Source organism: Kitasatospora sp. NPDC006697, from assembly GCF_042869935.1.
GTDB lineage: Bacteria > Actinomycetota > Actinomycetes > Streptomycetales > Streptomycetaceae > Kitasatospora.
The window spans coordinates 38,179-63,000 of record NZ_JBIAGU010000037.1; the positions used below are offsets into that span (position 1 = coordinate 38,179).

General features: G+C 73.3%; 18 protein-coding genes, 1 tRNA gene, 1 other RNA gene and 1 pseudogene. 5 read left to right on the plus strand and 16 right to left on the minus strand.

Translation table 11 applies throughout. From position 1 onward, the window contains the following. Positions 1-2,745: an AAA family ATPase gene (locus tag ACFYNO_RS35530; protein ID WP_388021677.1), complete on the minus strand. Its 2,745-nt coding sequence runs from the start codon at positions 2,743-2,745 to the stop codon at positions 1-3. A gap of 113 nt (positions 2,746-2,858) precedes the next feature. Between ACFYNO_RS35530 and ACFYNO_RS35535 the strand changes: the two genes are divergently transcribed. The 3 genes from ACFYNO_RS35535 (at position 2,859) to ACFYNO_RS35545 (ending at position 6,646) form a co-directional block, all read left to right on the plus strand. Beyond that, entirely contained in the window at positions 2,859-3,236 is a 378-nt protein-coding gene (locus ACFYNO_RS35535) for a nuclear transport factor 2 family protein (protein ID WP_388021678.1), read from the plus strand. Positions 3,237-3,367: 131 nt separating this feature from the next. Further along, the gene (locus tag ACFYNO_RS35540; protein ID WP_388021679.1) at positions 3,368-4,789 is read left to right on the plus strand and encodes an MFS transporter; all 1,422 of its coding nucleotides are present in this window, start codon (positions 3,368-3,370) and stop codon (positions 4,787-4,789) included. A gap of 45 nt (positions 4,790-4,834) precedes the next feature. After that, positions 4,835-6,646, plus strand: a complete 1,812-nt coding sequence (locus ACFYNO_RS35545) for a S9 family peptidase (protein ID WP_388021680.1) — start codon at positions 4,835-4,837, stop codon at positions 6,644-6,646. Positions 6,647-6,666: 20 nt separating this feature from the next. Here ACFYNO_RS35545 and ACFYNO_RS35550 read toward each other — a convergent pair whose 3' ends face one another. The 10 genes from ACFYNO_RS35550 to ffs form a co-directional block, all read right to left on the minus strand. Then, positions 6,667-7,449: an SURF1 family protein gene (locus ACFYNO_RS35550; protein ID WP_388021681.1), complete on the minus strand. Its 783-nt coding sequence runs from the start codon at positions 7,447-7,449 to the stop codon at positions 6,667-6,669. 62 nt (positions 7,450-7,511) lie between these two features. After that, positions 7,512-8,735 carry a hypothetical protein gene (locus ACFYNO_RS35555; protein ID WP_388021682.1) on the minus strand — a complete coding sequence of 408 codons (1,224 nt, stop codon included), beginning with the start codon at positions 8,733-8,735 and terminating at the stop codon, positions 7,512-7,514. After that, positions 8,728-9,279: a SigE family RNA polymerase sigma factor gene (locus ACFYNO_RS35560; protein WP_388021683.1), complete on the minus strand. Its 552-nt coding sequence runs from the start codon at positions 9,277-9,279 to the stop codon at positions 8,728-8,730. Before ACFYNO_RS35560 ends, ACFYNO_RS35555 begins: the two co-directional genes overlap by 8 nt. 194 nt (positions 9,280-9,473) lie before the next feature. After that, positions 9,474-10,541, minus strand: coding sequence for an aspartate-semialdehyde dehydrogenase (locus tag ACFYNO_RS35565; protein WP_388021684.1), 1,068 nt, complete (start codon positions 10,539-10,541; stop codon positions 9,474-9,476). Further along, positions 10,538-11,818: an aspartate kinase gene (locus tag ACFYNO_RS35570; RefSeq protein WP_388021685.1), complete on the minus strand. Its 1,281-nt coding sequence runs from the start codon at positions 11,816-11,818 to the stop codon at positions 10,538-10,540. Before ACFYNO_RS35570 ends, ACFYNO_RS35565 begins: the two co-directional genes overlap by 4 nt. 377 nt (positions 11,819-12,195) lie before the next feature. Next, a complete protein-coding gene (locus tag ACFYNO_RS35575; protein WP_388021686.1) occupies positions 12,196-12,870 on the minus strand; it encodes a DUF5063 domain-containing protein in 675 nt (224 codons plus the stop codon). Positions 12,871-12,916: 46 nt separating this feature from the next. Continuing rightward, entirely contained in the window at positions 12,917-13,516 is a 600-nt protein-coding gene (gene recR, locus ACFYNO_RS35580; protein WP_388021687.1) for a recombination mediator RecR, read from the minus strand. Between the two features lie 168 nt (positions 13,517-13,684). Continuing rightward, positions 13,685-14,032 (minus strand): YbaB/EbfC family nucleoid-associated protein, encoded by a 348-nt coding sequence (locus tag ACFYNO_RS35585; protein ID WP_388021688.1) that lies wholly within the window; start codon positions 14,030-14,032, stop codon positions 13,685-13,687. A gap of 100 nt (positions 14,033-14,132) precedes the next feature. Continuing rightward, positions 14,133-16,328: a DNA polymerase III subunit gamma and tau gene (locus ACFYNO_RS35590; protein ID WP_388021689.1), complete on the minus strand. Its 2,196-nt coding sequence runs from the start codon at positions 16,326-16,328 to the stop codon at positions 14,133-14,135. A gap of 46 nt (positions 16,329-16,374) precedes the next feature. Then, positions 16,375-16,471: signal recognition particle sRNA small type (gene ffs / locus ACFYNO_RS35595), an RNA gene on the minus strand. A 130-nt stretch (positions 16,472-16,601) separates the two neighbouring features. Between ffs and ACFYNO_RS35600 the strand changes: the two genes are divergently transcribed. Continuing rightward, a tRNA-Ser gene (locus ACFYNO_RS35600) sits at positions 16,602-16,686 on the plus strand. Between the two features lie 88 nt (positions 16,687-16,774). Here ACFYNO_RS35600 and ACFYNO_RS35605 read toward each other — a convergent pair. Continuing rightward, positions 16,775-17,041, minus strand: a pseudogene (locus ACFYNO_RS35605) (tyrosine-type recombinase/integrase); the annotation flags it as partial. A gap of 229 nt (positions 17,042-17,270) precedes the next feature. Here ACFYNO_RS35605 and ACFYNO_RS35610 point away from each other — a divergent pair. Beyond that, the gene (locus ACFYNO_RS35610; RefSeq protein ID WP_388021690.1) at positions 17,271-19,007 is read left to right on the plus strand and encodes a relaxase/mobilization nuclease domain-containing protein; all 1,737 of its coding nucleotides are present in this window, start codon (positions 17,271-17,273) and stop codon (positions 19,005-19,007) included. 386 nt (positions 19,008-19,393) lie between these two features. On the opposite strand, the gene aspS is transcribed toward ACFYNO_RS35610, so the two are convergent. The 4 genes from aspS to ACFYNO_RS35630 form a co-directional block, all read right to left on the minus strand. Further along, positions 19,394-20,701: an aspartate--tRNA(Asn) ligase gene (gene aspS / locus ACFYNO_RS35615; protein WP_388021691.1), complete on the minus strand. Its 1,308-nt coding sequence runs from the start codon at positions 20,699-20,701 to the stop codon at positions 19,394-19,396. A gap of 131 nt (positions 20,702-20,832) precedes the next feature. Next, on the minus strand, positions 20,833-21,948 hold the full coding sequence (locus ACFYNO_RS35620; protein ID WP_388021692.1) for a hypothetical protein: 1,116 nt from the start codon (positions 21,946-21,948) through the stop codon (positions 20,833-20,835). Next, on the minus strand, positions 21,932-23,122 hold the full coding sequence (locus tag ACFYNO_RS35625; RefSeq protein WP_388021693.1) for an amidohydrolase family protein: 1,191 nt from the start codon (positions 23,120-23,122) through the stop codon (positions 21,932-21,934). Before ACFYNO_RS35625 ends, ACFYNO_RS35620 begins: the two co-directional genes overlap by 17 nt. A gap of 32 nt (positions 23,123-23,154) precedes the next feature. Further along, a complete protein-coding gene (locus ACFYNO_RS35630) occupies positions 23,155-24,150 on the minus strand; it encodes a TauD/TfdA family dioxygenase (RefSeq protein ID WP_388021694.1) in 996 nt (331 codons plus the stop codon). Between the last annotated feature and the right edge of the window lie 672 nt (positions 24,151-24,822).

Consider the following 24,822-nt stretch of genomic DNA (forward strand, 5'->3'; position numbering starts at 1 on the left):
CTAGGCGGCGACCAGCGCGGCGAGTTCGCCGCGCGAGGCGATGCCCAGCTTCGGGTACGCCTTGTAGAGGTGGTGCCCGACGGTGCGGGGGCTGAGGAAGAGCTGGGCGGCGATCTCCCGGTTCGACAGCCCCCGCGCCGCCAGCCGGGCGATCTGCTCCTCCTGCGGGGTCAGCCCCGCCAGCGGCCCGGCCGGCGCGGCCTGCGGCGCGGCCGCACCGGCCGCGCCCAGCTCGGTGCGGGCCCGCTCGGCCCACGGCCCGGCGCCGAGGCGCTCGAACACCTCCAGCGCCTCGCGCAGCCGGGTCCGGGCCTCGGTCTTGCGCTTTCCGCGCCGCAGCCACTCGCCGAACAGCAGGCTGGTGCGGGCGAGTTCGAACGGGCGGCCGGCCCGCTCGTGCAGCTCCAGGGCGGCCAGGTAGCCGGACTCGGCCAGCTCGGCGGGCCCCAGCAGCGCCTGACAGCGCAGCACCAGCGCCCTGGTCCAGTCCGGGTCGCCGATCCGCGCCGACCAGGCGGCGAACGCCTCGAAGGCCGCCGCCGCGCGCTGCGGGGTGCCCTGCCGCACGGCCGCCTCGACCAGGTCCGGCACGGTCCGCACGGACGAGACGTGGTGCCGGTACGAGCCGGAGGTGTGCACCGCCAGCCGGTCCACCACCTCCGCCGCCCGGCCCTGTCCCAAGTCGTGCACGGCCAGCGCCCACTGGGTCCAGGAGGTGCCGGCGGCCGGCGCGCCCCAGGCGCTGGCGGCCTCCCCCAGCGCCTCGGCGGCCCGCTCGGCCACCCGCTCGCCGTCGCCCCGCAGTGCCGCCAAGTAGGCATCCAGAGCGCAGAGTTGACTGACCCATTGGGACTGCCCGAGGTCCCGGGCCAGGGTCAGGCCCTCGGCGGCGGCCAACTCCGCGTCGCGGTGGCGCCCGTGGAACAGCTCGGCCTCGCCGCGGAAGAACAGCAGGGTGGGCAGCAGGGCAACCGCACCGGCCGCCCGGGCCTCGGCGACCAACTCGTCGGCGAGCTGGAAGGTCTCCGCGTCCCGGCCCCCGATCAGCGCCGCGCCGGCCAGCTGGACCAGGTCGCGCGGGCTGTCCGCGCCCGCCTCCCGGGCCCGCTTCGCGGCGGCCGGCAGCCCCTCCCGGTCCCGGTCGGCGGTCGGCCCGCCCAGTGCCGGGCCGACCAGCGCGACCAGCTGGGCCACCAGCGGCACCAGCGGGTCCGCCGCGTCCAGCGGCAGCGCGGCCAGCCGCTCCAGCACGTCGAGGACCTGCTCGCCGCCCAGGTACCAGGCGGTGTGGAAGGCCTGCAGCAGTCCGCGCGCCGCCACCGCCGGCTCGATGTCCCGGCCCACGGCGGCCATCAGCAGCCGGTGCGCCTGCGGATGGTCGCCGGTCCAGAACGCGGCCGTGCCGCGCACCCACTCCAGCACCGCCAGCACGTGGTCGTCGTCCCCGGCCAGCCCGGCGGCCCGCTCGGCCAGCCGCTGCGCCCGCTCGCCCTCGGCCGCGTCCAGCGCCGCCTCGGCCGCCAGGGTCAGGCAGCGCACCGCCGCCGCCGGGTCCGGCGAGAGCCGGGCGGCCCGCTCGAAGGCGGCGGCCGCGCCCGAGTGGCCGGCCTTGGCCGCCGCCCGGTGCCCGGCCCGCTCCAGCGCGGCGGCCAGCCCGGCGTCCTGGCCGGTGGCGGCCAGCGCCAGGTGCCAGCTGCCGCGGTCCTCCTCGCCGGCCGCCAGCAGCTCCCGGCCGAGCGCCGAGTGCACCGCCAACTTCTGCTCCAGCGAAGCCCCTTCGAGGATCGCGGTGCGCAGCAGCGGATGCCGCAGCCGCAGCCGGGCGCCGTCCGGCGAGCGCTCCAGCAGCCCGGCCCGCTCGGCCGGCAGCAGGTCGGCGGTGCCAGCACCCAGCGCCTCGGCGGCGCGCAGCACGGTGGCCAGCTCGCCACGCTCCTCGGCGGCGGCGACCAGCAGCAGCGTCCTGGTCGGCGCGGGCAGCCGGCCCACCTGGCCGAGGAAGGCCTGCCGCAGCTTGTCGGTGAGCGCCAGCACCCCCTCGCCCGGCAGCGCCCCGCCGGCCACAGCGGCGGGCAGCTCGGTCAGCGCCAGCGGATTGCCCCGGGCCTCGGCCAGCACCCGGTAGCGCAGCCCGGCGCCCGCGCCCGGCTCGCCACCCGCGGCCGCCGCCAGCAGCTCGGCGGCGGCGGCCGGCTCCAGCGGGGCGAGCCGCAGCTCGGGCAGGCCCGGCGCGGTGAACTCCCCCTCGCCGTCGCGGGCTGCGAAGAGCAGCACCACACCCTCCCGGTCCAGCCGGCGGGCGGCCAGCAGCAGCGCGTCGGCGGAGGAGCGGTCCAGCCAGTGGGCGTCGTCCACCAGGCAGAGCAGCGGGCCGTCGGCGGCCAGTTCGGCGAGCAGCCCGAGCGTGCCGAGGCCGCTGAGCAGCCGCTCGCCCGCCCCGTCGCCGTCCGCCAGCCCGAACGCCGCCTCCAGCGCGCGGCGCTGCGGCGCGGGCAGGGCCGGCAGCCGGTCCAGCGCGGGGGCGAGCAGCAGCTGCAGGCCGGCGAACGGCAGGTCGGCCTCGTACTCGACCCCGGTGACCCGGACCACCCGGAACTCCCCGGCACGCTCCGCCGCGTACTCCAGCAGCGCGCTCTTGCCGATCCCCGGCTCCCCGCGGAGCACCAGCACCCCGCTGCTCCCCTGCCGCGCCCCCGCCAGCAGCGCGTCGACGGATGCCTGCTCCCCTGACCGTCCGTACAACATGCGGGCAGCCTACCGATGGCTGACTGATTCGGCCGTCGCGCGTTCCGCCTACCTTTTCGACCAGCGGAAACGCCCCGAACGAAACGCACCGACCATCAGTCAGGAGAACCGACATGACGACCACTCAGGCCCCCGCCCAGCTGGCCGAGCTGTACCTCGCCACCTGGAACGAGACCGACCCGGCCGCCCGCCGCGCGCTGATCGACACCTCCTGGACGGCGGACCTGCGCTACACCGACCCGCTGGTGGAGGTGGCCGGCCCGGAGGCGCTGGACGCCACCATCGCCGCGGTGCAGCAGCAGTTCCCCGGCTGGGTGTTCAGCCTCGGCGAGACCGGCGTGGACGCCCACCACCGGCAGGCCCGGTTCACCTGGAACCTCGGCCCGGCCGGCGGCGAGGCCCTGGTGGTCGGCTTCGACGTGGTGACCACCGACGAGGAGGGCCGGATCGCCACCGTGCTCGGCTTCCTCGACAAGGTCCCCGCCGTCTGAGCGGACCGCACCGGCCGACTCCCGGCCGACCCCCGGCCGGCTCCCGGGCGCCGACCCGACCGACCGGCCCGGTCGGCGCCCGGTCCAGCCCCTTCTCCCCTTCTCCTCCCTCTCCTCCCCGAGGACCCGCCGTGACCACCTCGCTCGCCCGCCCGCTGCCCACCGCCGCCACCGCCGGACCGCGCCGCCGCGGCCTGCTCCCGGTGCTGCTCGCCGCCACCTTCATGACCAGCCTGGACTTCTTCATCGTCAACGTCGCCATACCCTCCCTGCAGACCGAGCTACGGGCCGGACCGAGCGCCGTGCAGTGGGTGGTGGCCGGCTTCGGCCTGGCCCTGGCGGCCGGCCTGGTGCTGGCCGGGCGGCTCGGTGACCGGTTCGGCCGCCGCAACGCCTTCGCCCTGGGCACCGCCCTCTTCACCCTCGCCTCGGCCGGCTGCGGCCTGGCCCAGAGCGCGGGCGTGCTGATCGCCGCCCGGGTGCTGCAGGGCCTGGGCGCGGCGCTGACCGGGCCACAGGTGCTGGCCATCCTGCGCACCGGCTTCACCGGCCCGGCCCAGGCGAAGGCCTTCGGCGCCTACGCCATGACCATGGGCGTGGGCGCGGTGCTCGGGCAGCTGATCGGCGGACTGCTGATCCAGGCGAACCTGTTCGGCCTGGGCTGGCGCACCGTCTTCCTGATCAACCTGCCGATCGGCCTGGCCGTGCTCGCCCTGGTCCGGCGCTGCGTCCCCGAGTCCCGGGCCCCCGGCCGCGGCGGGCTCGACCTGCCCGGCACGGTGCTGGTCACCACCGCCGTCACCGCCCTGGTGCTGCCGCTGATCCAGGGCCGGGCGCAGGGCTGGCCGCTGTGGACCTGGGCCTGCCTGATCGGCTCCGCCGCGCTGCTCGCCGTCTTCGGGCTGCACCAGACCCGGCTGGCCACCGACCCGGTGGTCGACCCGCGGCTCTTCCGGGACCGCGGCTTCACTCTGGGCGCCGCCGCCCAACTGGTCTTCTTCCTCGGCCAGGCCTCCTTCTTCCTGGTGCTGGCGGTCTACCTGCAGCAGGGCCGGGGCCTGAGCGCGCTCGGCTCCGGCCTGCTCTTCGTCTCGATCGGCGCCGGCTACCTGGCCTCCTCCACGGTGGCGCCCAGGCTCTCCGAACGGCTGGGCCGGCAGGCGATCGCGCTCGGCGCCCTGGTGCTGGCCGCGGGCCTCGGTCTGCTGGCGGGCACGGCCGGGCAGTTGGGCCAGGGCGACAGCTCCTGGTGGCTGGCGCCCGGCCTGTTCGTCGACGGCCTCGGCATGGGCCTGGTGATGGGCCCGCTGACCACCCGGGTGCTGGCGGCGGTCCGGCCCGAGCTGGCCGGCTCGGCGGCGGGCGTGGTCTCCACCCTCCAGCAGGTCGGCAACGCGCTCGGCGTGGCACTGCTCGGCAACCTCTTCTACGGCGCCCTGCCGCACGGCTTCGCCGGCGCATTCGCCGGCAGCATGCTGGTCCTGGTCGCCCTGGAGGTCGCGCTGGCCCTGCTGGTGCAGGCCCTGCCGAAGGGCGGCGGTCGGCGCGGATGAGCCCCCGTTGACCAACCCGGGGAGACCCGTGCCAAAGTGACTCGGATGAGTAGCGAGAAGAACGACGTGCCCGCCTGGGAGCAGCGCTTCCGGGCGGCACGCGTGTCCCTCCCCGACTGGGCGGACGACGCCCCCGACCGTTCGCTGTACGTGTCCAACGCCACCGGCAGCTACCAGGTCTACGCCTGGGACCGGTCCACCGACAGCCACCGCCAGGTCACCGACCGGCCGCACGGCACCACCGACGCCGCACTCTCCCCCGACGGCGACTGGATCTGGTGGTTCGACGACACCGACGGCGACGAGTTCGGCATCTGGCGCCGCCAGCCCTTCGCCGGCGGCCCCGACGAGCCGGCCGTACCCGGTCTGGAGCCGTCCTACGAGGCCGGCCTGGCGCTCGGCCGGGACGGCACCGTGGTGGTCGGCCGCTCCACCGACGAGGACGGGACCACCCTGCACCTGCTGCGCCCCGGCGCCGACGCACCGGTGGAGATCTACCGGCACGCGGAGTACGGCGGGGTCGGCGACCTCTCGCACGACGGCACCCTGCTCGCGATCGACCACACCGAGCACGGCGACGCGATGCACAACGCGATCCGGGTGGTGGCCACCGCGGACGGCGCCACGGTGGCCGAGCTGGACGAGGTGACCGGCCGCCAGGAGCCGCGCGGACTGGCCTGCCTGGGCTTCGCCCCGGTGCCCGGCGACAGCCGGCTGCTCGTCGCCCACCAGCGGCGCGGCCGCTGGGAACCGATGCTCTGGGACCCGCGGACCGGCGCCGAGACCGAGCTGGTGCTGCGCACCGAGGACGGCGCCCCGCTGCCCGGCGACGTCTCCGCGCAGTGGCGCCCGGACGCCCGGGCGCTGCTGGTGGAGCACGAGTACGAGGCCCGCAGCGAGCTGTTCAGCTACGAGCTGGCGACCGCCGAGCTGACCCGGGTGGCCACCCCGCGCGGCACCGTGGTCGGCGCCTCGCCCCGGCCGGACGGCAGCGTCGAGTACCTGTGGTCCTCGGCCGCCGAGCCCTCCGCGGTGCGCTCCACGGCGGGCGGCGTGGTGCTGCGCCCGGCCGGCGCGGTGCCGCCCGGCTCGGTGCCGGTGCAGGACGTCTGGGTGGACGGTCCGGGCGGCCCGGTGCACGCCCTGGTGCAGCGCCCGGCCGGCGAGGGCCCGTTCCCGACCGTCTTCGAGGTGCACGGCGGCCCGACCCACCACGACAGCGACTCCTTCGCCGCCGGCCCGGCCGCCTGGCTGGACCACGGCTTCGCGGTGGTCCGGGTCAACTACCGCGGCTCCACCGGCTACGGCCAGGCCTGGACCGACGCGCTGCGCGAGCGGGTCGGGCTGATCGAGCTGGAGGACATCGGCGCGGTCCGCGACTGGGCGGTGCGCAGCGGGCTGGCAGACCCGGAGCGGCTGGTGCTCTCCGGCGGCTCCTGGGGCGGCTACCTGACCCTGCTCGGGCTCGGCGTGCAGCCGGACTCCTGGTCGCTCGGCCTGGCCGCGGTGCCGGTGGCCGACTACCTGACCGCCTACGCGGACGAGATGGAGGCGCTGCGCTCGCTGGACCGCACGCTCTTCGGCGGCACCCCGGAGGAGGTCCCGGAACGCTGGGCCGCCTCCTCGCCGCTGAGCTACGTGGAGCGGGTCAAGGTGCCGGTCTACATCAGCGCCGGGGTGAACGACCCGCGCTGCCCGATCCGGCAGATCGAGAACTACGTGGACCGGCTCAAGGACCTGGGCCTGCCGCACGAGGTCTACCGGTACGACGCCGGGCACGGCTCGCTGGTGGTGGACGAGCGGATCAAGCAGCTCCGGCTGGAGCTGGACTTCGTCAAGCGCCACCTGAAGGTGTGACGGGCTGACGGGGCCTCGGGCTACTCCAGGACCGGGTCGAGCCCAAGTGCCCGGTCCTGGGCGGCCTCCGCCTCGCGGCGGGCCAGTCGGAACCACATGAAGCCGACGAAGCCCGCGAAGACGAACCACTCCAGGGTGTAGCCGAGGTTCTGGAAGGCCCGGGCGGTCAGCCCGTCGCCGCCGGCTGGCTGCGCGGTGGGCACCGCGGTCAGCCCGGCCGGCACGTCGTCGGCGGCCACCCAGCCGTCGTAGGTCGGGTAGGGCAGCAGGTTGACCAGGGTGGCGGGGGCGATCATGCCCAGCTGCCCGGTCGGCAGCCCGCCCGCCACCGCGCCGCCGGTGTCGCTGCCCTCCGGCGCCTGCAGCCGGCCGTCCACCGTGACCTGGCCGGCCGGCGGGGCGGGCAGCTGCGCACCGGGCGAGCCGGGCAGCCAGCCGCGGACCACGGCCACCGCCGGGCCGCCGGCGGCCGGGCGCAGCGGGGTGAGCAGGTAGTAGCCCGGCCGGCCGTCCACCGTGCGGTTGGGCACGGCGAGCTGGCGGGTTGCGTCGTAGCTGCCGGTGACGCTGACCGGCTTGCCCACGGTGACCGTGCTGACCTTGGCGTCCGGGGTGGCGAGCACCTGGGCCAGCGGGGTGGTGCCGCCCTGCTCGGCGGTGGCCGCCGCGGCGGCGTGCCGCGGCGAGACCCGGGCCTCGAACCGGCCCAGCTGCCAGCTGCCCAGCCAGAAGCAGGCCACGATGGCGGCGATCGCCAGGACGGTGCCGCCGAGCCAGCGCGGAGTCAGGAGGAACCGGTACACACCCACCACGGTAACCACCCTTTCCACCGGCTCCGGGCCGGGGGTGGGCGCTGCGGCGGGTGCTACTGCATCGGGCCGCGGTAGAGCGTGCCGCCGCCGCAGACGCCGGGGACGGCGGTGCTGGCGGCGTCCGGCGCGGTGCCCAGCGGGCGCAGCGCCACCGTCAGGGTGCCGGTGGCGGGCGCGCTGGACGGTGCCGTGCTGGGGCTGGGCGACGGGGGCGAGGACGGTGCCGGGGACGGGCTGGCCGCCGGCGAGGCGCCGCCGTCCGCGGCGGGGCCGGGCGAGCCGACGGCGGCCGGCTGGGCGGCGGCCGCCGCGCCGGTGCCGCTGCCGGTGCCGCCTGCCTGGGCGGCGGCGGCCTGGCTGGCCGGTGCGGCGGTCGGCGACGACGGCGTGGCGCTGGTGCTCCGGCCGCCGTCCGTGCCCGTCTGGGCACCGCCCCCGCCGGCCGCCGGGCAGGCGGCGTCCGGCACCCAGGCGAACGGCAGCTGGTAGCTGCCGCCGGCGGCCAGCAGCGCGCCGCCGGCCGGGATCGCCGCGGGCGCGGGCAGTCCGCTCGCCGGGTCGCCCGCGGTGTGGTCGAGCACCCGGACCGTGCCGCCCGCGCTGAGCAGCCCGCCCAGGGTGCCCGGGTCGGACAGCTTGCAGGAGCGCCCGGAGACGTTGGCGACGGTGAACGTGCCGTAGACCCGCCCGGCCGGATCGGCGGCGGCGACGGTGACCGAGGCACCGCCGAGGTCGGGGCGCTGGCAGGCGGGCACCACGGCGCTGGGCGTGGCGGCCGGCGTCGGGGGGGCGACGGCGGCCGGGGCGCTGGCACTGGGCGTGGCCGCCGGGGCGGCGGAGGCGCTGGACGACGGTGAACTGCTCGCCGTCTCCGGGGTGGAGCCCTCGGGCACAGGCAGCGGCACCACCGGGCGGCCGCTGCGGGTGGCGGCGGCCACCCCGGTGACCGTGCTGCCGGCGCTCACCGTCGGCGCGCCCGCGCCGGGCGCCGAGCCGTCGGAGAGCTGCAGCGCGCCGAGGCCGCGCAGGGTGGGCACGGCGACCGCGGAGAGCACCACGATCAGCGCGGCGCCGGTCCAGGCCTGCCGGTAGCGGGCCCGCCGGGCGGGCACGGCGCGGCGGATCCGGGCCAGCGCGTCCGGGGCCGGCTGGATGGCGTCCACCGAGCGGTGCAGCAGGGCGCGGACCGCCTGCTCCTCGGCCGGGGCCGGGGGCGACGGGACATCGGACGGCGGCGCGTGCGCCCCGTCCGGCTGGCCGAACCGGTCGTCAGTCATTACCGCTCTCCATCAGCACCCGCAGGGCAGCCAGGCCGCGCGAGCCATAGGCCTTGACCGCGCCCACCGAGACCCCCAGCAGCTCGGCGGCCTGGGCCTCCGTCAGGTCCGCGTAGTAGCGCAGCACCAGCACCTCGCGCTGCCGGCGCTGCAGGCTGCGCAGCGCCGCCTTGAGCTGGTCGCGCTCCAGAGCATCGTAGGCACCCTCTTCTGCACTGGCCATGTCAGGCATCGGCTTGGGCAGCAGCCGCAGCCCGAGGATCCGCCGTCGCAGCGTGCTCCGGGAGAGGTTCACCACGGTCTGCCGGAGGTAGGCGAGGATCTTCTCCGGCTCCCGGACCCGGCGGCGTGCCGAGTGCACCCGGATGAACGCCTCCTGGACCACGTCCTCGCAGCTGGACTGGTCGTCCAGGAGCAGCGCCGCGAGCCGCAGCAGGGAGCGGTAGTGCGCCTGGTAGGTGCTGGTCAGCAGGTCGACGCTGGCCCCGGCCGAATCGGCCGACGCCGGCGCCTCCGGCTCAACTGGTCGCCGCACGGGATCCAACCGCGCCCCGGTCCGCGGAGCCGGGCGTGTTCGGGTAGGGACGGCTGCCGCCCCCACCACTGCCAGGTCTGTCACGCCCGTTGGACACTTGATCCCCCCTCAGGGTTGCCCCGCCTGCGCCACATTCTTCCGCACAGGGCGGAGCCCCCTCCAGTGGAAGGGGGCTCCGGTCGGATCCGGCCGCGATCCGGCCCTCAGACGGTCAGTTCCGAGGCGACCAGTTCGGCGATCTGAGCGGTGTTCAGCGCCGCGCCCTTGCGCAGGTTGTCACCGCAGAGGAAGAGGTCGAGCGCGTTCGGGTCGTCCGGCGAGCGGCGGACCCGGCCGACCCAGGTCGGATCGGTGCCCACCACGTCGTTCGGGGTCGGGAACTCACCCTTCTCCGGATCGTCGTAGAGCACCACGCCGGGTGCCTGGGCCAGGATCTCCTGGGCCCGCTCCCGGCTGACCTCCCGCTCGAAGACCGCGTGCACGGCCAGCGAGTGGACGCTGACCACCGGGATCCGCACGCAGGTCGCGGAGACCTTCAGGTGCGGCAGCCCGAGGATCTTGCGGCTCTCGTTGCGCACCTTCAGCTCCTCGGAGGACCAGCCGTCCTCCTTGAGCGAGCCGGCCCAGGGCACCGCGTTGAGCGCCAGCGGCGCCGGGAACGGCCCGGTGTCGCCGATCAGCGCCCGCAGGTCGCCCGGCTGCTCGCCGACCGTCCGGCCGGCCACCGCGGCGGTCTGCTCGCGCAGCGCGCGCACGCCGGCCTGCCCGGCGCCGGAGGCCGCCTGGTAGGAGGCGACCACCAGCTCGCTCAGCCCGAACTCGGAGTGCAAGGCGCCCAGCGCGACGATCATCGACATCGTGGTGCAGTTGGGGTTGGCGATGATCCCGCGCGGCCGCAGCCGGGCGGCCGCCGCGTTCACCTCGGGCACCACCAGCGGCACGTCCTCGTCCATCCGGAACGCGCCGGAGTTGTCGACCACCACCGCGCCCTTGGCCGCCGCGATCGGCGCCCACTGGGCGGAGACCTCGTCCGGCACGTCGAACACCGCGATGTCGATGCCCTCGAAGGCCTCCTCGGCGAGCGCCAGCACGGTGGTCTCCCGGCCGCGCACGCTCAGCGTGCGGCCGGCCGAGCGGGGCGAGGCGATCAGCCGGATCTCGCCCCAGACGTCCTGCCGGGAGGAGAGCAGCGAGAGCATCACCCCGCCCACCGCTCCGGTGGCACCGACCACGGCCAGGTTCGGCTTGCCGGACCTGGCCGTGCCGGTCATCGTCCGGTCCCGCCGTAGACGACGGCCTCGTCGGTCTCGGTGTCCAGCCCGAAGGCGCTGTGCACGGCGCGGACCGCCTCGGGCACGTCCTCGGCGCGGGTGACCACCGAGATCCGGATCTCCGAGGTGGAGATCAGCTCGATGTTCACGCCGGCCTCGGAGAGCGCCTCGAAGAAGGTCGCGGTGACCCCGGGGTTGGACCGCATGCCGGCGCCGACCAGCGAGATCTTGCCGATCGCGTCGTCGTAGCGCAGCGACTCGTAGCCGATGCCCTCCTTGACCCGGCCGAGCGCGTCGATCGCCTTCTGGCCCTCGGTCTTGGGCAGCGTGAAGGAGATGTCGGTCAGTCCGGTGGCGGCGGCGGAGACGTTCTGCACCACCATGTCGATGTTGACCTCGGCGTCCGCGATGGCGCGGAAGATCCGGGCCGCCTCGCCGGGCTTGTCGGGCACGCCGACGACCGTGACCTTCGCCTCGGACGTGTCGTGGGCGACTCCGGAGATGATGGCCTGCTCCATCTCGCCCCCTTCGGGCTTGTTCGGGTTGTTCTTGCTGACGATGGTCCCCGGCAGTCCGGAGAACGACGATCGTACGTGGATCGGCATGCCGTAGCGCCGCGCGTACTCCACACAGCGGTCCAGCAGGACCTTGGACCCCGAGGATGCCAGTTCCAGCATGTCCTCGTAGGCGATCCAGTCGATCTTCCGGGCCTTCTTGACCACCCGGGGGTCAGCCGTGAAGACGCCGTCGACGTCGGTGTAGATCTCGCACACCTCGGCCTTCAGCGCCGCCGCCAGCGCGACCGCCGTGGTGTCCGAGCCGCCGCGGCCGAGCGTGGTGATGTCCTTGCTCACCTGCGAGACGCCCTGGAAGCCGGCCACGATCGCGATGTTGCCCTGGTCCAGGGCGGAGCGGATCCGGCCGGGGGTGACGTCGATGATGCGCGCCTTGTTGTGCACCTGGTCGGTGATCACACCGGCCTGGCTGCCCGTGAAGGACTGGGCCTCGTGCCCAAGGGATTTGATCGCCATCGCCAGCAGGGCCATGGAGATCCGCTCGCCAGCGGTCAGCAGCATGTCGAACTCGCGGCCGGCGGGAATGGGGGAAACCTGCTCGGCGAGTTCGATCAGCTCGTCCGTCGTGTCGCCCATCGCCGACACCACCACGACGACCTCATGGCCGTCCTTCTTGGCGTCGACAATTCGGCGGGCCACGCGCTTGATGCCCTCGGCATCCGCAACGGATGAGCCGCCGTACTTCTGCACGACAAGGCCCACGTGCGCTCCTCGACTGAGTCGTTTCGGGGGGTGGTGCCCGGCGCGGGGTGGCGCCGTCCGGTCTCCCCGGACCCCCCGTGACAGGGGGTACTGCGGTCGTCGTCAGTCTACCGAGCGCCCGACGCCCAGCCGTTGCTTTCCATATGATGAGACCGTAATTTCACGTTCTGAACGCGCCCCGGAGGGCCGAACGGGCAGGTCTGCGGGGGCGCCGGGAGGCCTCGAAAGAATTTCACGCCGCGGGTGGGGGGAGCTGGAAATATGCGGGCGAAGATTTTTCCGAGAATTTCGCGCAGGGGGGCGTTTGGAGCGCGTTCAGGGGGCGCACGGCGAACCGGCGGTCCTCAGATGCCGAGCTCCGCCGCCATCGGCGATCCTCAGATGCCGAGTTCCGCCGCCATCAGGTCGCCCGCCTGCTGCTCCAGCTGCTCGTCGGTGAGGCCGTCGTCGTCAGTGTCCGCGCCGTCCGGCACCGCGCCGATCGGGCTGTCCATCCGGACGTGCGCGATCAGCGACTGCAGCGCCCGCAGCACCGCCGTGCAGGTCGATCCCCAGGTGGACAGGTAGGAGTACTGCCACCACCAGAGCGCCTCGCTGACCCGGCCCTCGTCGTAGTGGGTCAGCCCGTGCCGCAGGTCGCTCACCACGCCGGCCAGGTCGTCGGAGATCCGGAAGGCGTTCGGCCGCTCCGGCGGGCCGTACGGGTCGAAGACCTCGTGGTAGACGTCGATCGGGGCCAGCAACTCGGCCAGGTGCTCGCGCAGCTCGACACCGTCCGGCTCCGGGCCCGCGTCCGGCTCGAACCGGTCCTCCGGGACCACGTCCTCCACCGCGCCGAGCCGGCCGCCGGCCAGCAGCAGCTGGGAGACCTCGAGCAGCAGCAGCGAGATCGCGCTGCCCGGCTCGTCGCCCTTGGCGATCTCGGTGACGGCCACCACGAAGCTCTTCACCGAGTCCGCGATCTGCACCGCGAAGTCGTCGGGCTCGGGCAGCCCGGACAGCTCGGGCAGCCCGTGGTTCAGCGCGTGGTTCAGCGCCGGGTTCTCGGACATCTCATGGTTCCCAGACATCTCGTGGATCCCAGACATCTCGTGGATATCAGACATCGAGCAGTCGTCTCCCTTCGAAGGCCCGGCCGAGGGTGACCTCGTCGGCGTACTCCAGATCCCCGCCGACGGGCAGCCCGCTCGCCAGCCGAGTCACCTTCAGGCCCATCGGCTTGCAGAGCCGGGCCAGGTAGGTGGCGGTCGCCTCCCCCTCCAGATTGGGGTCTGTGGCCAGGATCAGCTCGATGACGGTGCCGTCGGCGAGCCGGGCCAGCAGTTCGCGGATCCGCAGGTCGTCCGGGCCGACGCCCTCGATCGGGCTGATCGCGCCGCCCAGCACGTGGTAGCGGCCGCGGAACTCGCGGGTCCGCTCGATCGCCACCACGTCCTTCGGCTCCTCGACCACGCAGATCACCGTCAGGTCCCGGCGCGGGTCCAGGCAGACCCGGCACTGCTCGGACTCGGCGACGTTCCCGCAGGTCACGCAGAACCGGACGCGCTCCTTGACCTCCAGCAGCGCGTGCGCGAGGCGGCGGACGTCCACCGGGTCGGACTGGAGGATGTGGAAGGCGATCCGCTGGGCGCTCTTCGGACCGACACCGGGCAGCCTGCCCAGCTCGTCGATCAGGTCCTGCACCACGCCCTCGTACACCGCTCCGCCTTCCGTGTCGCGCCGTGCGGCGCCGGTTCGTTCACGTCGCCCTCATCATCCAACGAACGGAGCGCCGGGCACAGCGCCCGGCGCCCTGAAGTCGTCAAACGTTCAGGCTTGGTCTTTCACTGTTCAGACTCGTCGCCCGGAGGACGGCGCTCCTGCCAGTTAGAACGGCAGACCGGGGATCCCGGTTCCGCCGCCGCCCAGGCCCTGGGTCAGCGGGCCCATCCGCTCGGCCTGCAGCTTCTGCGCCGCCGCGTTGGCGTCGCGCACCGCGAGCAGGATCAGGTCGGCCAGCGTCTCGGTGTCCTCCGGGTCCACCGCCTCCGGGGCGATGGTCACCTTGGTCAGCTCGCCGCTGCCGGTCACCTCGACCTCGACCAGACCGCCGCCCGCCGAGCCGGTCAGCCGCGCCTCGGCCAGCTCCTGCTGCGCCTTCGCGAGGTCCTGCTGCATCTTCTGGGCCTGCTTCAGCAGTGCCTGCATGTTGGGCTGGCCGCCACCAGGGAACACGGGTCACTCTCCTGCTCGGTCTGTCGTCTCATCACACGCTGCGTCACCGGACGGACGCGCTGGCCCGAGCCTACGTCCTCGCCTCCGGGATGCCGGTGGCTCAGCGCCCGTGCTGGATCTCCTCCAGCACGGTGGCGCCCAGCTCGCGCATGATCAGCTCCTCGCCCGCGTTCTGCTGCTGCGCGGAGGGCGGCGGGCCGGCCGGGCCCGCGGACGGGTCCGAGTAGTCCCCGTAGTCCTCCGGCGGGAAGTCGTCGGGGTAGGCGTCGTCCTCGGCCGGCGGGGGGCCGACGGGCGGGGGCGACGGCTGGACCCGGGCCTGGGCCTGCGCCTGGGGGGCGGCCGGGGGCTGCGTGGGGGCCGGGGCGGCGGCGGGCGGGGTGGGGGTGGGGGCCGGGGTGGGCACGGGGGCGGGTGCCGCCGGTGCGGGGGCCGCACTGCCGAAGCCGCCCTGGCCCGCCTGGTGGCCGCCGACCGCCGTGGCCGTCGGGTGCTGCTGCTGCGGGCGGGCGGGGGGCGCGCCCCAGCCGCCACCGGGCTGGGCCGGGGGCTGGGGCGCGCCGCCGCTCGAACCGCCCGAGGGGTCGACGATGCACTCCACCCGCCAGTCCACGCCCAGCGCGTCGCCGAGCGCCTGGCGCAGCACGTCGTCGCTGTTGCTGGAGACGAAGCTGTCCCGGGCGCCGGCGTTGATGAAGGAGACCTGGAGGGTGCTGCCGTCGAAGCCGGCCACCTGGCCGTTCTGGCTGAGCAGGATCCAGGTGAACCGGCGGCGGTTCTTCACCGCCTCCAGCACCTGCGGCCACATCTGGCGGACCTGGGCGGCGCCCTGCTGGTTCTGCGGGGCGGGGGGCTGCGGCGAGGGTGCCGCTTGCACGGGTGTGGGGGTGGGGGTGGGGGTGGGCGTCGGCGTCGGTGCAGGCGCCGCTGCCGGTGCCGGTGCTCCGCCGGGCGGGAAGCTGCGCGGAATCGGCCAGGCTCCCGGCGCGGCGCCGGCCGGCGCGACCGGGGCGGCGGGGACCGGCGCCTGCTGCTGGACGGGGGGTGCCACCGGTGCCGCCGGTACGGCCGGTACCGCCGGCGCCACCTGAACCGGCGTCGGGGCCTCGGCCGCCACCGGCCCCTGAGCCGCCGTCATCACCGACCGGCGCTCCAGCTTGTCCACCCGCGCCATCAGCGACAGCTCGTCCTGGTACGCGCCGGGCAGCATCACCCGGGCGCAGATCAGCTCCAGCTGCAGCCGGGGCGCCGCGTTGCCGCGCATCTCCGTCAGCCCGGTGTTGACGATGTCGGCGGACCGGCTGAGGTCGGCCGCACCGAACCGGTCGGCCTGCGCCTGCATCACCTCGATCCGGTCGGCGGGTGCGTCGATCAGGCCCTTCTCCCCCGCCTCCGGCACTGTGGCGAGGATCACCAGGTCGCGCAGCCGCTCCAGCAGGTCCGCGACGAACCGCCGCGGATCGTGCCCGCCCTCGACCACCCGGTCGATCACCTGGAAGACCGTCGCCCCGTCCTGCGCGGCGAAGGCGTCCACCACCTCGTCCAGCAGCGCCGAGTCGGTGTACCCGAGCAGCGCGGTGGCCATCTGGTACGTCACGCCCTGCTCGCCGGCCCCGGCCAGCAGCTGGTCCATCACCGACATCGAGTCACGCACCGAGCCGGCACCGGCCCGCACCACCAGCGGGAAGACCGCGTCCTCCACCTCGATCGACTCGCGCCGGCAGACCTCGGTCAGGTAGTCCCGCAGCGTGCCGGGCGGCACCAGCCGGAACGGGTAGTGGTGGGTCCGGGACCGGATCGTCCCGATCACCTTCTCCGGCTCGGTGGTGGCGAAGATGAACTTGAGGTGCTCCGGCGGCTCCTCCACCACCTTGAGCAGCGCGTTGAACCCGGCCGAGGTCACCATGTGCGCCTCGTCCAGGATGAAGATCTTGTACCTGCTGTGCACCGGCGCGAAGAACGCCCGCTCCCGCAGCTCCCGCGCGTCGTCCACACCACCGTGCGAGGCGGCGTCGATCTCGATCACGTCGATCGACCCGGGCCCACCGGTCGCCAGGTCACGACAGCTCTGGCACTCCCCGCACGGCGTCGGCGTCGGCCCCTGCGCACAGTTGAGGCAACGGGCCAGGATGCGCGCACTCGTCGTCTTCCCGCACCCGCGCGGCCCGCTGAAGAGGTACGCGTGGTTGACCCGGTTGTTGCGCAGGGCCTGCTGGAGCGGAGCGGTCACGTGCTCCTGCCCGATGACCTCGGCGAAAGTCTCGGGACGGTAGCGGCGGTACAGGGCTAGGGACACGCCACCGACGATATCGGGACAGACCGACAAACGGGGCCCCTGGGCAACAGAAGACCCCCCGTGCACCCGCCAGAGCCCACCTACCCTTGCTGCCTTCCGGCCCTGGGGGGGTTCAGCGAGATAGCGCCACACGAGGGGCTGCCGCCAAGAGTACCGGATCCCGGCCCCGCCCCCGACCACCCACCCCACCTCCGATCCCAAGCCACCCCCACCCCCACCACCTGCGAGATAGCGGTTCGCGAGCACCCCTCAACATGGGCTAAGCTCTCCCACGGAGGATTCGCCTAGAGGCCTAGGGCGCACGCTTGGAAAGCGTGTTGGGGGCAACCCCTCACGAGTTCGAATCTCGTATCCTCCGCCTTTGCCTACCAAGGCAGTTGAAGGCCCCGACCGGGTTCCCGGTCGGGGCCTTTTTCGTGTCGTGGTCTCAGTTGGGGTTCTGGGCCTCAGGCAGCGTCTTCGTCGGGCTCCTCCGGGCCAGATCCGACGTCGCCCCACAGAGCCGCGCCGATCTTCTTGCCGACGTCGTTCAGCATCGGCTCGGTGACGTGCTGGTAGCGCTGGGCCATCGAGGTCGAGGACCAGCCCATGATCGCCATGACGATCCGCTCCGGCACGCCGAGCAGGAGGAGGACGGTTGAGGCGGTGTGGCGGGCGTCATGGAGGCGCCCGTCGCGGATGCCGGCCTCGCGCAGGAGCCGCTTCCAGTGGTGGTAGTCGGTGCTGGGGTTGAGCGGCTCGCCGGTCTCCGAGGTGAAGACGTAGCCCTTGTCCGTCCAGAGGTCGCGTGCGAGGGCCCGCTCGCACCCCGACCGACCCTTCGTCGCCGCCGAGAATCTGGCCTCGCGCCTCGCCGAGCCCGTGCCCTGGCTGGGTGACTTCGCCGGTCATGCGCGACCCAGGCCCGTCACGCTTACCAGCGCGTCCTGCCGGGAGGCCGCCGTGGTGCCTGACGTCTCCACCGGCTCGCGCACCCGCGGTCTGCTCTCCTACCTCTTCGGCCCCGGTCGGCGCGACGAGCACACCGACCCCCACATCGTCGCCGCGTTCGCCATGCTCGGTCTGCCCGACCCCGGCCGAGCCCCCCTCGACCAGCACCATCAGCTCCTCGACCAACTGGCCGACTACCTCGACCAGCCCGTCCGCGCCCGCGAACACCGCCAAGGTGAGAAGGTCCCGCAGCACGTGTGGCACTGTCCCGTCCGCACCGCGCCCGGCGACCGCTACCTCACCGACGCCGAGTGGGCCGAGGTCGCCCGCCGCATCGTCCACGCCACCGGCATCGCCCCCGATGGCGACGACAAGGGCTGCCGGTGGATCGCCGTACGCCACGCCGACGACCACATCCACATCATGGCCACCACCGTCCGCGAGGACGGCCGCCGCCCCCGCAACAAGCGCGACGGCCAACGCGCCCAAGCCGAGTGCCGCAAGATCGAGAAGGAACTCGGCCTGCGCCAGCTCAACTCCGGCGACCACACCGCCGCCCCGATGCCCACCAGCGCCGAGCAGGCCAAGGCCCAGCGCACCGGCCACCAGCAGACCGCCAAGGAGTGGCTGCAGGAACAGGCCCAAGCCGTCGCCGCCGCCTCCCTGAACGAGGCGGAGTACTTCTCCACCCTCACCGCCCTCGGCATCCAGGTCCGCTACCGCATCGGCCCCGAGGGCGGCGACGTCATCGGCTACAGCCTCGCCCGCCCCGGCGACGTCAACGCCCACGGCGAACCCGTCTACTTCGGCGGCTCCAAGCTCTCCCCCGACCTGTCCATCAACCGCCTGCGCGAACGCCTCGCCGCCCAGCAGCCCACCACGCCCGCACCGGGCACGGCCGAACCGGACCGCTGGCGACAAGCCGAGACCACCCTCCGGGAGACCGCCCGCTTCGCCTACCAGGACCAACACCACCCCGACGTGCCCGACATCGACGCGTTCGACGCCGTCGTCCAGGCCCAGGCCGCCGCTTTCGGCGAACTCCTCCACACCGCCGCCCTCACCGCACCCGCCCACACCCGCGCCGAACTACGAGCCGCCGCAACCGCGTTCAACCGCGCCACCCGATCCAAGGTCCGTGCCGAACACCAGCAGGCCGCAGCCCTGCGCACCGCCGCCAAGCAACTCCTGCACACCGCCGGCTCCGGCGAGGACGGCGCCACCGCCGCCGCCCTGCTGTCCACCGCCGTCTTCGTCGTGATCGCCATTGCCCGCTGGCACCAGACCCGAGGCCACCAGCAGCAAGCCCACGCCGCCCAGCAGTCCCTCGTCCACCTGCGAACCGCCTACCGGCAGACGGCCGAGCCGGTCATCGCCGACCTCACCCGCCGCACCCCCACCCCCAAGACCACCGACCGCCTCGCCGCCCAGGTCCAGGCCGCCGTCCCCGACCACGCCCAGCGCATCCTCGCCGACCCGTCCTGGCCCGCCCTCGCCCAGGCCGAATCCTCCGGCCAACCACCCCGCCGAGCCCTCACCGAGGCCGCCCAGCAACGGGAGCTCACCACCGCCGACCGACCCGCCGAAGTCCTCCTCTGGCGCCTCCGCAACGCCACCACCGACCGCATCGACCAGCGCACCCAGGCCGCACGCGCCCGCACCGGCAGCACCACTGCGAAGGCCGCGCCCACCACACCCGCCGTGCCGACCGGCCCCAAGGCCGCCAGCGATCCCACCCGCCGACGCTGATCACCTCACCGAGGGCTCACGTGCCCTGAACCGCGCCCACCCAAGCCACACGAACGCCCGTGCGCACAGATGTCGCTTCGATGTCTTCTCCGGCGGCCGGGAACCATCCCGGCCGCCGTGCGTCTTGCGTGCTTGCCAACCGTCACCCGACACCGAAGGGCACCACTTGACAGCTGGGCTGACTACCACGAGGCCATGACCGCCATGGGCTTCGACGGACTCCTTGCCGGAGCGGTGTGGTCCTGACGGGCAGTATCGCAGCGCGGGTGAGCACGGTCAGGCCGACGACGGCAGGGGCTCGGAACTTACGAGTCGCGCCCCTCCGTCCCCAGGCGCAGGACAGGCTCGCTGCAGCCGTTCAGGCCGCGATCCCCGAACGCTCCCAGCTACGGCTCCAGGCGGTGGGGCCCGCGGAAGAGGAAGGTGACCTCGCGGATGGTGGGGAGGCCCAGGAGCAGCATGAGAAGCCTGCCAAGGCCGAGACCGAGGCCGCCGTGGGGCGGGGTGCCGAAGCGGAAGCAGTTCAGGTAGCTGGCGAGGGGCTCGGTCTCCATGCCCTTCTCGCGGGCTTGGGCGATGAGACGCTCGTGGCGGTGCTCGCGCTGGGCGCCGGTGGTGATCTCGATGCCCTTCCACAGCAGGTCGAAGGATTCGGTGACGGTGGGGTCGTCTTCCGGCCGCAGGTGGTAGAAGGGGCGGACGGAGGCGGGGAACCGCGTCACGAACACGAACTCGTGCCCGGTCTCCTCCGCGACCAGGGCGCAGAGCTTGCGCTCGCCCTCGGGGTCGAGGTCGTCCTTGACGCCCTCAGGGTCCCATCCGGTGGCCCGGAGCTTGGTGAGGGCGTCAGCCATTGTGATGCGCGGGAACGGCGTCTTGGGGACCACGACTTGGGCGCCGAAGTGCTCGGTGATGGCGTCGCCGTGGCGCTCGGAGACCTGCTGGAGGACGCGCTGGAGGAGGCGTTCCTCGAAGGCCATGACGTCCTCGACGCCGTCGATCCAAGCGAGTTCGGCGTCGACGCCGGTGAACTCCGTGGCGTGGCGGGAGGTGAAGGACGGCTCGGCGCGGAAGACCGGGCCGATCTCGAAGACCTTGTCGATGCCGGCGGCGATGGCCATCTGCTTGTAGAACTGCGGGGACTGGGCGAGGTAGGCGGTGCGCTCGAAGTAGCCGACCTTGAACACCTCGGCTCCGGACTCGGAGGCGGTGCCCATCAGCTTGGGGGTGTGCAGCTCGGTGAAGCCCTCCTCGGCTGTGACCTCACGCATGGCCTGCTCGACGGTGGTCTGCACCGCGAAGACCAGGTGCTGCGAGGGCCGGCGGATGTCGAGGAAGCGCCAGTCGAGTCGCTGGTCCAGACCGGTGTGCTCGTCAATGGGCAGCTTCGGCTCGGCCGGGGAGACGACCTCGACGCGCTCGGGGACGATCTCCAGGCCGCCGAGCTTGACCTGCGGGTTGCCGACGACCTTGCCGGTGATCTTCACGGCGGACTCGGCGGTGATGCTCTCGAAGGCTGCCTCGATCTCGTCGCCTTCGCCGCCTCGGGCGTGGGTGACCTGGACGAGGCCGGTATGGTCGCGGACCAGCACGAACTGCATGCGCCGCTGGAGGCGAAGTGTGTTGATCCAGCCGTAGACGGTGACCGTCTCGTCGAGGTGGCTGGGCAGGTCTGCGACGAGGGTGCGCGTCATGGCTGGCAACTCCCTGGTTGCGGGCGCGTTGGTCGCGCCAATGGCGTCGGACGGTAGACGGCCGCCCGGGGGGACTGGCTCACCATAACCGAACCGGTCCCTCCCGTGCGGCCGGATTAAGCCGTTCGTGATCACGCGAGGCTGAACACGCCGGAGAAGAACGGGAGTTCGTAGCGGTCGATGATGTCGTTGAAGCCGACGTGGACGTCGATCAGTCCGTCGAGGTCGTACTGGAACGGGATGTCCATCTGCTTGACGACGAACGGGGTGAGGACGGTCGGCGCGGGGCACACACCCAGGTCGGCGATGGTCTCCAGACCGCGGAGAGTGTCTTCGGCCGGCTCGATGCCGGCGAGCAGGCAGCTGCCGACTTCGAGGCGACCGAAGACGTCGACTGCGTCGGCGAAGACGGCCGTGTAGTCGTCGAAAGTCAGGGTGCCCTTGTAGCCATGGACGTAGCGCTGGCGGTAGTGGTTGTTGACGATCTCGACGCCGGAGTTGAAGCGGCTGATCCCGGCTTCGCGCAGCGTGGTCAGGTAGTCGTGGCGGTGAGCTGCGTCGCGGCGCATGCGGTCGGGGATGACCTGGGAGACGTAGATGCCTCCGGTGTAGCCGATTCGGCGCAGGGTGGTGGCCAGGCGGCAGTGGCGTTCGAGTTCGACCTTCTCATTGGTGATGCTGCCGGTGCACAGCCAGATGATGTCGTAGTTCTGGTTGATCTCCTCCGCATGGGCGTCGACGTAGGCGAGGCAGGCGTCGAAGTTGCCGGTGTAGTTGGAGCTGGCGCCGCCCTGGAGGGCGAGGATCTCCCACTCGGACTCCTTGAAGCAGAAGTCGCAGGAGAAGGCGCAGTAGGTGTGGTAGTCGAACACGAAGGAGCGCATGCCGTTCTCGCGCATGAGCCCGAAGTTGTACATGCCGGTGGGGGCGCGGTCGCCGTCGATGAACTGGGTACTGGCGATGGCGTGCTGCTGGCCGTTGAGGTGGGCGCTGAGCTGGTCGCCGTCGAACATGAAAGGGGAGTCCTGGTTGACGCGGACGGTGATCTTCTTGGCGAAGGCGGGGCCGGTCAGTTCGAGCTCGATGCGGGGAACGACCTGTCCGTAGACGGGGAAGCGGATGTCGGTCGTGGTGAGCTGGACGCCGTCGCGCAGCGCGCCGAGACGGAAGACCTCCTCGATGCGGACCTTGTCCATGCCGGTGAGGGTCAGCGGAAAGCGGGCGGCCCGGTCAGTGCGAGACGGCACGTTCGTGTTCCTTCCTGGCGGTGCGGACAGAGACGAGGCGGGCGGCGTTGGCGCCGGTCAGTCCAGCGGTGAAGGCTTCGGGGAGGGCGGCGAGTGCGTCGGCCCATTCGGCGGCGGGGTTCTTCGGGGTGCCGGGGTGGGGGTAGTCGGTGGCGAGCATGAGCCGCGTGGTGAGCCAGTCGGGCAGGCGGGTGAGGTCCTCGCCCAGGCCGACGGAGAAGAAGAACGTGTCGCGGTCGGTCAGGTAGGTGCAGGGCGGGAGCTCGCACAGGCCGGTCACACCGTTGCCGCGCAGCGTGTGCCAGGACTCCTCAGCGCGGTCGAGCCAGGAGGGCAACCATCCGGCGTTGCACTCGTGGAAGGCGAAGCGCAGGCGCGGGTAGCGGTCCGGGACCCGGGCGTCCAGCAGCGCGGCGAGGTGCAGCTGGCCGGGCAGGGTCTGGTTGATGTGGTTGAACAGTGGCCCCATCGCCGGGGCGGTCAGGCTCGTGCTGCCACCGCGCCTGCGGGCGATGGGCAGGAAGTGCGGGACGGCGACCTTGTGCAGGTGCAGCGCGATGTCCAGGTCCTGCGCGGCGGCGAACAGCGGCTCCGCAGGCAGGAGGCTGTCACGGATCCCGCCGGAGATCATGGCGTGCGCGAAGCCCGCGTCGGCCAGCTGCCGCAGCCGCTCGGGTGCGTCCTCGGTCGCCGGCACCTGAGCGACCGGGAGGAGGCGCTCGGCGTCGCAGCTGGCCATATCGGCGATCCAGCGGTTGTAGGCGTCGAAGTGCGCGACCGCCCAGGGGCTCGTCGGGTCGACCTCGCGGGGCCAGATCAGGCCGAGCGAGGGGAACAGCAACGTGGCGTCGATGCTGGCGGCGTCGAGCCAGGCGAGCCGCGCCGGGCCGTCCCACGACGCTCGGGTACACGACTCCTGGTAGGAGGCGAAGACTCCGTCGGTAGGCAGGGTGTTCCAGTCGCGGATCTCGCCGTCCTCCGGCGCGGGGAGACCGCCGAGACGGCGAACCAGCGCGGAGGGGCGCCCCTGGATCAGGAGCTTGTCGCCGTCCTCCTCGTCGCGCACCACCCGGAGGCGGTCCTCGCGGAAGGCCGGGTCGAGGTAGGACTCCCAGTCCCACAGGGGTTCCATGATGTGGCCGTCGGCGTCGACGACCTTGTGTCCGTGCCACATGGCGGACCAGTCCTTTGCTCTCGGCGGGAGGGTCAGGCAGGCAGGGCGAGGGCCTTGATGTACTCGGTCGGGTAGTGGGCCAGGCGCGTGTCCGGGACGACCCGGCCGCCGGAGGGCAGGCGGCGCAGGAGCAGCACGCGCTGGATCCACCGGTCGGTGCCGTCGTAGGCGGGGCGGAACGCGGTGCGGCCGTGGACGGCATGGCAGTTGTCGATCAGGAGCAGATCACCGGCGCCAAGCAGGACCGATTGAGCGCACCGGCCCAGGGCCTCCTCCAGCGCGGCCAGCGCGGCAGCGCCTGCGGCCGTGATGGCGGTGATCAGGGTCGAGTACTCCAGCACAGGGCCATCGGCGCGGTCCTTGAGCAGCGGCACGGGCTCGGTGGTGCGTCGGCCCTCGTGGTTGTAGCTGCCTCGGTCGGTGGGGAAGACGAACAGCGGCTCCCGCAGCGCGCCGCGCTCGGCGGGAGTGAGCTGGGCCAGAGCCTGGGCGATGTCCGAGACCAGCGTGACAGCCTGCCCCGTCGGGTCCGGGCGCAGGCCGAGCAGTGCCAGGAAGTCCGGTGGGTAGGCGGTGAAGCACGCCTCGGTGTGCAGCACGAGGTCGTTCGCGCCGGAGGCGGTCTGCACGTTGTGGTGTGAGGCGACGGGGTACCGGTTCTGGACCAGGTGCGCACCGTCCCACTCGCGGTAGGCGAAGATCTCGCCCAGCCGCGCGCCGACCAGAGCCAGGACCGGCTCCGCGCCGGCCGGTCGCACCTCCGGCAGCCGGTGGAAGCTGCCCGCCGGGGTCCGCGGCAGCGCCTCGGGCATGGGAACGCCGCGGATCAGCAGGCTCGACGGACCCTGACGCGAGGCGAAGCGGTCCAGCACGGCCGTGAGGCCGTCTTCGGGCAGCGACGCTGCCGCAGTACGGGCTTGCTGGGCGAACGCGTCGCCATCGGTGTAGGGGTCCGCGCGAATCTGGCTGGCCGCCTGCCAGAGTGCGGCGCTGGTGTGCGGGGCGAGGCCGACGACGGTGATCGGCATGCGTGAAGGCATGAGGGAGCCCTTCCAGAAGATGGGTGAGGGACCCCCGCTCCGGCGACTGATCGGGTCGCCTCGCGGGGTGCACCCAGCTTCGCGGCGGGCAAGGCCCGGAAATGGCACAGGAGTGCAACTCGGCACCCGGGCCGGTAAAGCTTCCCTCCAGACGTCGCTGCCGCAGCGTCAGACGGCGATGCCGAGCCAGGTCGCGAGGCCCCGCGCTGCGTCAGGCGAGCGCCTGGACCGGTGGACGATCGCTGCGGCGGCCTCCTTGGCCCCGGAGTGGGTACGGGTGTGCTGCGGCGCGCGGCGACGAGCCTCCAGCAGCGAGGACAGGGCCCCGTCGAAGTTCCCCTGCCAACTCTGCGCCCGCGCAAGGTCGATGAAGTGGTGACTGGCCCGTTCGGCCGGCAGGCTGGAGGGCGGCACCCACCCACGAGCACGGCGCACGGCCTCGTCTGCGTCCCCTAGCTCGACGGCGATCGCCACCTCGTGCACCTTCAAGTTGGCCGGCCCGAAGCTGGTGTGGAAGTAGGCCACCTCGGCGCCGACCGACTCGGCCATCACCCGCGCGATTTCCAGGTGCGCCCACGCCTGCTCCGACTTCCGACCGAACGCCGCCAGAACCGCCGCTCGAGAGTGCAGGGCACCGTAGACGCTCGCGGCTTTGGTGTC